The 11,691-nt window shown below is 30.1% G+C and carries 10 protein-coding genes; 4 read left to right on the forward strand and 6 right to left on the reverse strand.

Annotation, left to right across the window (positions count from 1 at the left end; translation table 11 throughout):
- Positions 1-515 precede the first annotated feature (515 nt).
- Positions 516-2,351 (forward strand): hypothetical protein, encoded by a 1,836-nt coding sequence (locus QZZ48_RS10935; protein ID WP_294965614.1) that lies wholly within the window; start codon positions 516-518, stop codon positions 2,349-2,351.
- Positions 2,351-3,586 (forward strand): DnaB-like helicase N-terminal domain-containing protein, encoded by a 1,236-nt coding sequence (locus QZZ48_RS10940; protein ID WP_294965616.1) that lies wholly within the window; start codon positions 2,351-2,353, stop codon positions 3,584-3,586. The genes QZZ48_RS10935 and QZZ48_RS10940 overlap by 1 nt, the downstream gene beginning before the upstream one ends.
- A 163-nt stretch (positions 3,587-3,749) precedes the next feature.
- Here QZZ48_RS10940 and QZZ48_RS10945 read toward each other — a convergent pair whose 3' ends face one another.
- Positions 3,750-4,670 carry a ParB/RepB/Spo0J family partition protein gene (locus tag QZZ48_RS10945; RefSeq protein ID WP_294965619.1) on the reverse strand — a complete coding sequence of 307 codons (921 nt, stop codon included), beginning with the start codon at positions 4,668-4,670 and terminating at the stop codon, positions 3,750-3,752.
- Between the two features lie 8 nt (positions 4,671-4,678).
- Positions 4,679-5,557, reverse strand: a complete 879-nt coding sequence (locus QZZ48_RS10950) for a ParA family protein (RefSeq protein ID WP_294965622.1) — start codon at positions 5,555-5,557, stop codon at positions 4,679-4,681.
- A gap of 145 nt (positions 5,558-5,702) precedes the next feature.
- On the opposite strand from QZZ48_RS10950, the gene QZZ48_RS10955 reads away from it, so the two are divergent.
- Positions 5,703-6,308, forward strand: coding sequence for a hypothetical protein (locus tag QZZ48_RS10955; protein WP_294965625.1), 606 nt, complete (start codon positions 5,703-5,705; stop codon positions 6,306-6,308).
- Positions 6,309-6,615: 307 nt separating this feature from the next.
- Here the strand turns inward: QZZ48_RS10955 and QZZ48_RS10960 are convergent, their stop codons facing one another.
- Both QZZ48_RS10960 and QZZ48_RS10965 read right to left on the reverse strand, forming a co-directional pair.
- A complete protein-coding gene (locus QZZ48_RS10960) occupies positions 6,616-6,855 on the reverse strand; it encodes a hypothetical protein (RefSeq protein WP_294965628.1) in 240 nt (79 codons plus the stop codon).
- Between the two features lie 621 nt (positions 6,856-7,476).
- Entirely contained in the window at positions 7,477-8,259 is a 783-nt protein-coding gene (locus tag QZZ48_RS10965; RefSeq protein WP_294965630.1) for a hypothetical protein, read from the reverse strand.
- Between the two features lie 730 nt (positions 8,260-8,989).
- Here QZZ48_RS10965 and QZZ48_RS10970 point away from each other — a divergent pair.
- On the forward strand, positions 8,990-9,898 hold the full coding sequence (locus QZZ48_RS10970; RefSeq protein WP_294965634.1) for a thioredoxin domain-containing protein: 909 nt from the start codon (positions 8,990-8,992) through the stop codon (positions 9,896-9,898).
- 28 nt (positions 9,899-9,926) lie between these two features.
- Here the strand turns inward: QZZ48_RS10970 and QZZ48_RS10975 are convergent, their stop codons facing one another.
- Positions 9,927-10,361 (reverse strand): hypothetical protein, encoded by a 435-nt coding sequence (locus tag QZZ48_RS10975; protein ID WP_294965636.1) that lies wholly within the window; start codon positions 10,359-10,361, stop codon positions 9,927-9,929.
- A 587-nt stretch (positions 10,362-10,948) separates the two neighbouring features.
- On the reverse strand, positions 10,949-11,473 hold the full coding sequence (locus QZZ48_RS10980; protein WP_294965638.1) for a hypothetical protein: 525 nt from the start codon (positions 11,471-11,473) through the stop codon (positions 10,949-10,951).
- Positions 11,474-11,691 lie beyond the last annotated feature (218 nt).

An 11,691-nucleotide genomic window follows, 5' to 3' on the forward strand; every position in this document is an offset into this window, starting at 1 on the left:
AAAATAATATTATAATTATTATATTAATATAGAGAGTTCTTTTTTAACAATTTAAAAAGCTTATAGAGACTGCTACAAGGTTGATACAGAGAATACTTAATAATATATAAATGTCATAAAGTCTGTAATACAATGTCACATAGTCGGCAATACAATGTCATTAAGTCTGTAATACATTTTCGTTATCGTCATAAAGTCGGCAATAAATTGTCATAAAGTCGGCAATGTGCCTTCAATATATTAAATAAGTAACGCTATAGAGAGTTAATCACTAATATAGTGCAAATATTTTCTGATTTAACGTAATTAATACATAATGACAAGCTACATTACTTATTTGAGTGCCTAATAAGTTAAAATATTACTTATTTGAGTGTCATTATGCCATATATGTTACTTATTTGAGTGCCAATATTGGGTTATATTACTTATAGTAGTGGCAACGTGTTGCTTTTGTTGCTTATTTGAGTGCCATTAGGCTATAATCAAACCATCAATTAAAAAGGTTTGTACCATTGCCTAATTCAAAATTAAATACACATGAACTTAGAATAGATAGAGCTTTTGCTCAAGGGGATGTAACCCCTGTAAAAAAACAGTTAGTAAGAGTAATTAATGGAGAAAGAGTTGTTTCAAATATTAAAGCCAATTCTCCTAACCAAGAGAGACTCAATGATGCATTAGTTAGCTACTTTCAATCAGAAGTTAAAAATACTTTTGATTACTTTGATTTCAGAGAAGAGGCATTAGAAGAACTTAATGATAAATTTCAAGAGCACAATCTAAATGCCATAAATTTGCCATACAAAGAAAAAAAGATTAGAGCTGCAGCTATACAACAGGTAGTCAATGAAAAAATTCTTGAAAAGTTCACAGGTAATCCAAGAATGGACATAGACTTTGGAGATATTATTAAAATGTCTAATTTGAAGTCTGCTAAATCTTTTAAGAGTCAAGCAGGATTTTTAATCAGTATTACCGGTAGAAGCACTAGAAATGTTAAGAGAGATGTAATTGATCTAGAAACCATGGAAATAAAAGAAACAGTTTTTAGCGAGAGAGTAGAGATCGTTGGTGTTGATATTACTCTTACTCCGGAAATAGCAACACACTTCCCTGAAATAGAAGATTTTATAAATGCTGACATTAATCCTTTGGATAATAAGGTTTTCAGAAATAAGAAAAAATATGTCAAGAATGTCGCTATATTATTTTCAAAAGATATTATTCCTCATATAGTTTGTCAAGGTATTGATTATGTGTCACTCAACCCTACTGTTCGTCAAAAATTTTCATTGCAAAATACATATGCAATTGATACTTATATTACTTCAATACAATTCGCACAAGAGTACAGACAACTTACAGATTTCTCTCCAGAGAATTTACAGAAAAAATTTGGACATGATTACAATAGATTTGACAGATATATTTCAAATATTATAGAACCATGTATAGAAGACTTCAATAAACATGATCATAGAACTATCAGTTACATTCTGAAACGAAGAGGTTATGAATGGGGAGATGAAAATGCTTTAAGAGCTAAAACAACAATTGAAAAATTCAGATGGGTAATACAAGGGTACGAAAAATCATTGAGAGATGATGTAGAGTCTCTGTATTATTATATAGCATTGATTATTTTTTCTGGTGATTCAGGTCTTAGAAATAAATTTGATAGTATTAAAACATTTGCTATTTCTATTGCTTCTCAACTGGAAAGTGAAATTCCTTCTTTAACTGTTCTTGCAGGAAGAACTGTTGAGTCTTGGATAGAAGAAGCTAAAACAGAAATAAAGTGTGAAGAAAAAGTGTTAGAGATATTCAAGTATAGTAATTTAGTTGATGTAATATATGACGCTGAATCAATGTCATTAATTAGCGCTAAATATGATGTAGAGAATGTAAATACACCATCAGAGAGTCTTAACTATTTAAAAAAAGTTCTTAAAGTGCAAGAGCCAAAGAAAAAGAGAGTTAAGTCTACGATTTTGCCATCTGATGATGTATCTCTTATTGCTGATATTATCAAAGCAGCTATCTCGTTAGAGTTCAATTCTGCCCTGCACTTTTATTTTACTTTTTATAATCATTATAAGAAAAACGAGACAAAAAATAAGGATTGGCGCTCAGTTGTAAATCTATGGCTAACGAATGGTAGATATGATCCCACACAAGAAAGAGACTTTAAATTTGAAATAGAACATGAGGGCAGTAAATATATCGGAGAATGGGAACAAGACAATCATAAAATTGAAACAAATGAAGTTACCTTCTCAGATGTTGATGAATTGGAAATAGCGGCATTAATAGCTTCTAACTTTCTAGTTCCACTAGGATTATTATAATGGGCGAAGATAAATATTATGACCTTGAATATGAAAAAACTTTATTATCTTCAATAATATTTGAAGATGTTGAAAAAATTGAAAAAAAAGAAATAAACCCCCTACTCTTCCTTGTTAAAGAAGATTTTTATTTACCTGCACACGCTGTTATCTTCGACATTATTGTAGCTTTGAGCAAAAAAAACCTAAGTATTGACGAACTATTTATTTCTAAGGAGTTAAATAGACAAAAGTTTGTTGGGGGTGAAGAGGTTCTTATGACAATATTGAGTGCAAATCCTCTAGCAAATACAACGCCTTACATACTTGAAATAAGAAAAAACAGAATGTTTAGAGATTTGATAGGATTAAGAGTTGAAATATCTAAACAGCTAGAAATACAAACAGAGCCATCTGAAATGATAAGTGAACTTAGAGAAAAACTGTCGCTTATATCAGAGGGTGATGAAAATACACAAAAGACTATTAGTGCAAGAAAACTGCTAGAGAAATATGAAGGTTCAGGAGGAATTAAAAGAGTTCCATCAAATATACCTTTTTTGGATGATGAGTTAGGTGGTGGTTTTGATGAAAGTGGGCTAGTGATTTACACTGGACCACCTGAATGTGGAAAAACTCACTTAACTTATAGTATTGCAGAAGGAGCGAGTAAAACAACTAAAGCAGGGATTATTTCGCTAGAATTTGGTGAGAATGATTACCAAGTTAGACTTAAAGAGCTTCGTAAAAGTGGTATTGATATCGACATTGATAGTCTTAGTTTAAATTTTGATTCTCATTCTTTACCTTCTTTAATTTCTACTTTATATGGGATGGCAAATAGCGGTTGTAAGCTTGTTGCTATTGATTCTCTACACAAAGTATTGCATCCTAAACTTTTAAATCCTACGGACGTTATAAATGATGTTGCCAATAGGATTGACGAAGTTTGTAAGAAAACAAGAATGTCGATTCATTTAATAGCTCTAGCAAGTAAAGAAGACTATTCTAGTGAAAGAATGGGAGTGTTAAATTCTTCTACGGCATCGCATTTAGCAAAAGTGTTTATTAGGATACATGTAAATGACAAAAATCTAGAAAGAACTATAATTTTCCATAAAAACAAACAAACAAGAAAGTTGCCAAAATTAAAAATTTCTTATTTGGATAATGGAAAAATAATAAAAGGTAGTGTGATTGAAGTGAAAGAAGAAAGAAAAGTAATTTCTCTTAAAAAAGAAAAAGTCCTACTCTAAAAACTAATTTATCCTGCCGGCAGGATAAATTATACAAAACTGTCAAAGATATAGTCTTGCTCTCTGAATCTTTTTCTTGCCTTATTCTTCTTTTGATAAAAAAGAAATACACAAGCTAACATAAATAGGATGGTGAATATAAGCATTGCAATTAACATTATATTTATTTTTCATCAATTAATGATAATATTTTGTTGATTAAATTCTCTATTTCTATTTTTTTATTCTTATCAAGTTGATCCAATTTAATTTTACTTATTCTTTTAATCCCTGATTCAGGTTTAGATTCTTTTGATGGTAGAAGACTATTGACGTATGAAGATGTTTCTCTTTTGCTATAGCCCTGCTCTAAAACCTCTTTTAGAGCAACTTTTAAAATTTTTTCATTATCAATTTTATTTAGTATTTGTGCGATACTAATAGACAAATCACCTTTACTAAGTTCTACTTTCAGCATTTGGTGGACATTAAGGATGCTTAACCTATTGACAAGTGCATTTGTTGTGACTTTACCAGTTTTAGCAAGTATATTTTCTATATTTTCAAAACGAAGTTTTTCTTCCTGAGTTAACTCTACAGAACCAGAACTAAAGTTTTTATATCTATTCAGAATTTTAATTGTGTCTTTTTGGTTTAGCTCTAGTGAAACACCTAGATAATCTAAAAGAGCTAATGTCTCATCGTACACACTTAAGTCTTCTCTCTGTATATTTTCTGTTGCCATTAAAAGAATAGCATCTGCATCTGATATGTTTTTTAGAATGATTGCTGGAATTTTCTTTTCTTTTAATATCTTATAAGCTTCTAATCTTCTATACCCAATAATCCTTTCATAGCTGCCGTCATTAAGTATTCTAACAACAATAGGATATATAAGACCTTTTGCTTTAATAGAGTCTGAAAGCTCAACTATAGAGTGCTTATTTATATATCTCCTGTCATGATATTTAGGAGATTTAATTGACTCAATTAGTATACTTGTTTTTTCATGACTTTTTATATCACCTTTAATTTTTTCAACTATATGAGTGTTGGACGCAGATATATCTTTTCTTTTTGGTTTTAGATTAGTTGAACCAGCCATATTTATTCCTATCTATTTTTTTTAATGTTTTTAGTGATTTTTTCAAGTAAAAGAAGAACATCTCTTTTACCTCTGTCAAAAGACTCGATATAGTCTTGTACATTCATTCTAACATCTTGGGCATTTGAGTATACTGCTCTTTCTGGTATTGGTTCTAAAACAAGCGTCTTAGTTTGACCAACGAATTCTCTACTTGCAATGAAGTCTAAATATGAAGTTTTTATTTCTGCTAAAACATCATTGTCATTTCTTCTTTGTGAATTGTAAACAGTAGGGAGAATAAATAAGTTTTTGTATTCTAAGTCATAATCACCCATAACTTCATCAACAACCTTTATGAATTCGTTTGCACCAGCAATTGCATTAGTTTTTGTTTGGATTGGTATGATCAATGAGTCGGCAGCTAAGAGAACGTTTTTAAAAAGAGTAGACACACTAGGAAGACTATCAATCACTATATAATCATATTCATGTTTGATTGAATTTATATATTTTTTTAACAATAAATCTTTTCCACCTGACACAGCTTCAGCAGTAAAACTAAGAATATTTCCAGGTGATGGTATGAAATGAAGTTCATTGATTTGTACATTTCTTTTTGATTTAGCATTTGCAGTGTGTGTTATATCTAATGGAGATATTGATTCTCTATTAAATATTTTTAATATTGAGTTAGATTCTAAGTATGAATCTAAATCCTCTTTTTCGTAATGTTCATATAGATCAATTAGCTCTGTTAATGTTGCTTGTCCATCAAAGTCTATTAGAAGCACTTTATTGTCTTTTGCTAACTCTCTCGCTAGTATTTGTGCAGTAGTAGTCTTACCAACTCCACCTTTTTGATTTATAACAGCTATTGCGAAACCAGAAAGCTTTAGTTTTGTCATTTTTGTTCCTTTTATCCTGCCGGCAGGATAGATTCTAAGTATCATGGATTGAATTATATCACATATTTTAAGTATAGTGGAATTTATATATCTTAAAGTTATGTTTTGTTATAATTTTTGAAATATAATTATAAAGGAATTACCAATGTTCAAAAAGCTTATATCAATAAGTGCAAGTACTGCAGCTCTATTACTACTTTCTGGTTGTGGATTTACAACGAGCTACCTTACTGCAATAAATGGCCCTGATAAAGGTACAACAGAAGTATATATAACAGTTGATCAAGATTCTACATCACTAGGTATGATAATGGTTGGAAGTGTTGTCAGAACTAACTATATGTATTCGTTTGCCGCGGCTTCTAAAAAAACTATAGATTCAGGGTATAAATATTTCACAATAATATCTCCGAGTCAACTTGTGACACAATTTAATGAAAGAAAAGTATCTAATGTGCAAGAGGCTTATGATTCGTGTGATTCAGGGGAGGGCAGTTTTATTTCAGGAATAAACCCGAAGTACAATTTTACATTTGGTCATGGCAGAAGTAATTGTGATGTAATGACAAGTAAATACACTGATGCAACTTTGATGGGTGGCTCGGTAGTTCATAAAAAAGTTGGATATATGATTGAGATGCATAATGAACCTAAGAATAATAGTTATGCCACATTTAATGCTCAAGAAGTACTCGACTCAGATTTAGTAAGTTCATTGAATAAAGAATATTTTGTTGCAAATAAAAGATAGAAATTTAGAGGGTAGGGTAGGACAACTATACCCTGCCGGCAGAGTTAGGTCAGTTATAGAAAAACTTTATAAATAAAGAAAAAGAAGATCTTTTTTGTAGCATATTGAAACAATACGTAATGTACTGTTCCTCCTATTTAAAGTCTGCCAATAATACAAATAATCATAATATGATACTAGACACATCAGAGTACCTTCTTGTTGACAAAAAGGGCTTTGATGCCTTCTGTAAATATCTTATCAACTAGAATTGTTTCGCTAGTTGTTTCAGGATTATTATTACTGGTAGTTTCAGTAGAAGAACTCATTACCCTCTCCCACATGCTAATTGATTTTGTGCTATTGATAAAGTCAGAGAATAAGTTTCTAACCTTACTTTTGAGCAAAAATACTTAGTTGTAGTTGTAATGCTTTCTTTTTGAGCAACTAAAATATTGTTGATATCATTTTTTGCAATATCTGCAAATGAAGAATTTGAGTTGTTTTTATTATCTCCCATGAATATTTTGTTTAAAAAATCTTGGGTATTTGTAGTTATTTTTTGCATGTTATTTCCTTTTTCTTTGCTTGAGGCATATGATTTTTCTAGCATTACTAGAAAAGCATTGGCGTATTAATGAGGTGCTTTAATAGATCAAGAGTAATTTATATAGTAAAAATTGCCACATTTATAACAAACAAAGTAGAAACAACAGCTATGTTTATATTGGGTTGTTCTCATGATATATCCTTGATGTTTAATATTTTCTGGCAACTTTCCTTAACCAAAAGAAAGCTCCTTTGAAAATACCAAACAGACATATCGTGAGATTCATTATCTTCTACATATAAAATATGCATCTTTTTCGATAACAATTAAGTAATGTCCCTGCAAGAAAGGGATCGTTGTTCTTCTGATTAAGAAGAAGAATATGAAAATAATGTCTTACAAATAAATGTAAGCTTCGTCAATCTTCGCTAGGTTCGCAACTACCTAACCGCTCATCACACAAGCATTAGTTTAAAAGAAAAAGGACTGTATGATTAACTGCTCCAGAGGTTATCTGAATGGACGAGACTATATCTTAGTAAAATAATTGCACAGCTATATTGTTGTGCAATTTTACTCCCCCCGTTTCACTCCAATATTTACTGTTTTACTATTTTGTGTTTGACCTGTATTACAAGGTTAAGCTGATTTCACCACTTCTATCGTTTCTTGATTGACTGCTAATTTATTTGCAGTTAAAAACTTATTAAGTCTACTTTTCGTAACTTTATATTCTGCAGCGATATCTACTCTGCTAATATTTTCAGATATTTTTTCTTTGATAGATTCAATATTTTCATTTAAGCGTTTTCCATCAAGTTTTATAGAAAAGTCCTCTACAAGATTTTTCTTAATTTTTAATTCAGTGACAACATCATCAATTGATTTGCCACTATTAAGAAGTATTTCAATTTGTGGTTTATTTTCTTCAAAAGTAGCATAATCCAATTTTCTAAGTTGAAATCTAGAGCCAAAGCCTTTTTTTAGGTTTGTATCCACGATAGTTTTAAGTTTTTCAACATGAGCAGTAGATTCTTTATTTGCTTTTTCCCAAGAAGCTGCAGTTTCTGTAACTTTTTTGAAATCGCCCGCTGTTCCTTGAAAAGATATTTGACTTCTCATTGAATCCATTACGCTGTCAAGATTTCCTGCAATATATGCTAAATCATTTGTAGAACTTGAACTTGAAACAATTGTGTGAACATTAGTTTTGATGTTTCTATCATCTAATAGATCTTTATTTCTCATTATTTCAGAGATACTATTATAGAGGTTTTGGAACAAATAGTAATCACTATAGTTCTCAATTTTTTCTTTGCTATCCAATGATACATTCAATGAACCTAAGAAGTCCGTTACATTTTTCATTTTATCTACATGAGATACATTTCTTGGTAAGTTTTTGAATTCTTTATTTGCCATTTTTTTTATTTCCCTATTTATTTTAATAAATAGAAAACAGTAAACGCATTTGTGAGTTACTCTACTAGGTTACAGTCTTTTCATATTCTGTCCGTTCGATAGTCGTTGAGCACATTTCTCGAAGAGAAACTTCGCTGCGAATGATTGGCCATTTCAATAGGTATAAAAGAAGTAAGCAAGTGAAAGGCTCTTGCTTACTTCTTTTATACCTACATCATCTTTAACATTTTTACTATATCAAACACATTACTGTTTGCCCTTGTGTAGCTAATAGAGCTAGTTCACCGTCACCGGCACAAGTTAGTAGTTAAAGCTTTAGTGCTTTCCCGCAATTAGAGGGGTTTATAGACAGCCGTTATATTAACCGTCTTAATTTTAAGTCATATGACTGTTCTCGAAGAGTTGTGAAGTAAATCACTGCTAATTATTCAATTAGTTACGCTTTGAGCTTTTTTTAATAACAGATGAGGATTCTAAATAAATAGAAAAGTTGTGTTCTAGTAAAAGAAGACAAAACATGTGGAATTAAAAATTTAATATAAAAATATGTATTATTGTAAGATTAGTTACTTTAAATATAGATAAATATTTCTGAAAATACGTCTATATGCAGTTAAAGACATTAAGTAATTGTTTAATAATGTATTATCCTGCCGGCAGGATAGATAAAAATTAACAACATTTAGCTATAATCTGTATTACATAATACAATTCTTAAAGGTTAATAAATATGAAAAAAATAGCATATATTGTTGGAGCAGGGTTACTAGGGTTGTCATCTTGCTTGGCTTCTACCAGTAGTCAATCTAAGCTAGATGAAAAAATGATAGAAGTACAAAAGAAGATGATTACGGCAAATAAAAACTATAGTATTAAATCTATAGAAATTATAAATAAAAAGGCCGTTGATGATAAGTGGAAAATGTATACATTTGATATTTCATTGATTGATAATAGGAACAAAAAGCCGCTAAAAACACCAATGGTAGTTTTTACTGATGGCAAATATGAAACAAACTCTCTTATGAATATGGAAACAGGCATTAGGTTTGAAACACAAGAAAAGATTAGATTACAAAATATAAAAAAAAGAGCTGATAAACTGACAATAAAAACTTTTGAAAAATCGTTTAAACTTGATGATAAATACTACAATAAAGAACATTTGATCTCTGGCGAACTTAACGCTAAAAATAAAGTAGTCATAATATCAGATCCACTTTGTATAGCGTGTATTAATATGTTTCCCTCGGTGTACAAGTCACTAAAAAGTAAAAAAGACGTTGCTGTTTTTTATTATCACTATCCATTAAAAATGTTACATCCTACTGCTGAAACAGTTTCTAAAGCAATGATGCTTGCCAAACAAGATGGAATCAAAGACATAGAACTAAAGGTTTATAAGGCTAATTTTAATAAGTTATTTGATGTATATAAAATGAAAGATAACCAAGTAGCTCTAGACACTTTCAACACGACATTTAAGACTAACTATAGTATAAGTGACATTAATAATCATTCAGTCGATTTAGATATGGAAATTGGAAAAGACATAAGGTTAAAAGGAACTCCCTCTGTGGTGTTTAATGGTGAGATATATGAGGCGAGAAAGAAACTTTCAAAATTCTTAGTAAAATAGAAAGTAGCTTGGTTTGAACCCAAGTCTACTATTTGAGTTTTCTTTCTAATATTTCTATCTTTTTGTTGGACAACTCTATACTTTTCTTTTGCACTAGCAACTCAATCATTATAGCGTTAGTGTCGAGTGCTACTTCCATTATTATAAAAGCAGTATCAGTAATAACAGTAGTATCAATTATTCCTTGTTTAATCTCTTTATCTACAACATAATCGCTTTTCGTCAATAACTGTTTATATATTATGCGAGGCATAAACACTTTGTTTTCAACACTAAAGATACTATCTATCTCAGTTATTACATCATCCTTCTCAGAATCTCTTAATCTAAAGTAGCTCTCAAGTAATTCTACAATAATATCAGTCTTGCTTGTTTCGGGAGGGCTTTTTTTCATCACATCAATAATTCTGAGGTGGAGTTTGCTTGGAATTCTAATTGAGACTTGTATCTTGTCCTCTTTCATATAAACCCTTTTGTCTTTTTAGTTGATATTATGATTATATCGGTTGTAGTATGAAAAAGTTATTAACATTTGAAGGTTCTGATAGCATCTAGCGACAAATTAAACATTTATAGTGTTAGATTATATGAATCTCATAATGACATGTCTACGAGGATAAATATGATAAACATATTTGTGTGTAAAAAAAATATTAACTCGTTTAATTCTGTAAAAGAGGGAGTGCAAACTTATATAATTATAATTTTATATTTTTAATGGTTCATTTAACGTGTTGCATATTGACAAATAATAACATAATATTTTATGTTTTAATATACTTAAAAAATTTCTTTTTAGAAATGACTTAATTCTGCTGTTTATCTTCATATAAATTAATCTAATAAACATCAATAAGCCATATAAATAGATAGTTAAATAGCAAATGTCGCTCCCTGTTAGTGTATTGCTTTTTTAATTAAAGATGTGTCTTTATTCATATTGTTCAACTAGGTATTAACTATTTAATTTACTATTATCAATCTCCTTAGCTCTGTAACTATCTTGTCGTGTTCTATGTTTGTCTATGTCGTTGTGTAATGAGGTATTTTTTAATTTTCAATTTGATTGTTTTCAGTAAACCTAACTGCTGCTTCTCCTAAAAAACTTATTGGCAGCATCGAAAACTCCTCAATCAGTTGTGCTTTCAACATGTCACATTTAAGTGCCTTAAATTTCTTTCTCTTTGTTGCTCTAAATTCACCTATTCCTTTATTGTTGTACGTTGTCTTGCTTTCAAGCATCTCGTAACCGTTTGCTTCTACAAAGTCTAGCAGAGTAATCAAATTATCTCTATCCCTAACTTCTTGCCCTTCAAGTAGAAAATCTTTATGAATATCATCGTACTCCTTACGCATCTCTTCTTTTTCTTTTTCTGTTTCGAGCTTCTTATAGAGCGCTCTGTTCCTTGCACGAAAATCACCAATGTTTAGCTTCTTATGGCAGGTGTTGTGCTTTAAGGCTTCATACCCATAGGCGTTGACAAATTCAATTGTCTTATTTATCTTGTCTTCTTTTATTATTTCTAGCGTGTTTGTAAGATAATCTTTATGAATATACAGGTATTTCTTAATCATTTCTCTTTTTTCTTCTTCAGATTTAGCTGCTACATATTTGTTTTTTATTTAACTAGGTATTAACTATTTAATTTACTATTATTAATCCCAATGATATAGACTTTTATTAATAGTTAATATTTTACTATTGTATTAATGATAAAAGCAGGTTACATAACACTTTTAAAATAATATTCTACATTTTTTCTTTAATATCTTTTCTAAGTTGCTCTGCATGA

It is taken from the genome of Sulfurimonas sp. (assembly GCF_016744025.1).
Taxonomy (GTDB): domain Bacteria; phylum Campylobacterota; class Campylobacteria; order Campylobacterales; family Sulfurimonadaceae; genus Sulfurimonas.

What these genes read in the sequence shown, in the direction of transcription:
- QZZ48_RS10970 (WP_294965634.1), top strand. Translation starts at nt 8,990, where the DNA reads ATGAAAAAAATAGCATATATTGTTGGAGCAGGGTTACTAGGGTTGTCA.
- QZZ48_RS10960 (WP_294965628.1), bottom strand. Translation starts at nt 6,855, where the DNA reads ATGCAAAAAATAACTACAAATACCCAAGATTTTTTAAACAAAATATTC.
- QZZ48_RS10945 (WP_294965619.1), bottom strand. Translation starts at nt 4,670, where the DNA reads ATGGCTGGTTCAACTAATCTAAAACCAAAAAGAAAAGATATATCTGCG.
- QZZ48_RS10965 (WP_294965630.1), bottom strand. Translation starts at nt 8,259, where the DNA reads ATGGCAAATAAAGAATTCAAAAACTTACCAAGAAATGTATCTCATGTA.
- QZZ48_RS10975 (WP_294965636.1), bottom strand. Translation starts at nt 10,361, where the DNA reads ATGAAAGAGGACAAGATACAAGTCTCAATTAGAATTCCAAGCAAACTC.
- QZZ48_RS10950 (WP_294965622.1), bottom strand. Translation starts at nt 5,557, where the DNA reads ATGACAAAACTAAAGCTTTCTGGTTTCGCAATAGCTGTTATAAATCAA.
- QZZ48_RS10980 (WP_294965638.1), bottom strand. Translation starts at nt 11,473, where the DNA reads ATGATTAAGAAATACCTGTATATTCATAAAGATTATCTTACAAACACG.
- QZZ48_RS10955 (WP_294965625.1), top strand. Translation starts at nt 5,703, where the DNA reads ATGTTCAAAAAGCTTATATCAATAAGTGCAAGTACTGCAGCTCTATTA.
- QZZ48_RS10940 (WP_294965616.1), top strand. Translation starts at nt 2,351, where the DNA reads ATGGGCGAAGATAAATATTATGACCTTGAATATGAAAAAACTTTATTA.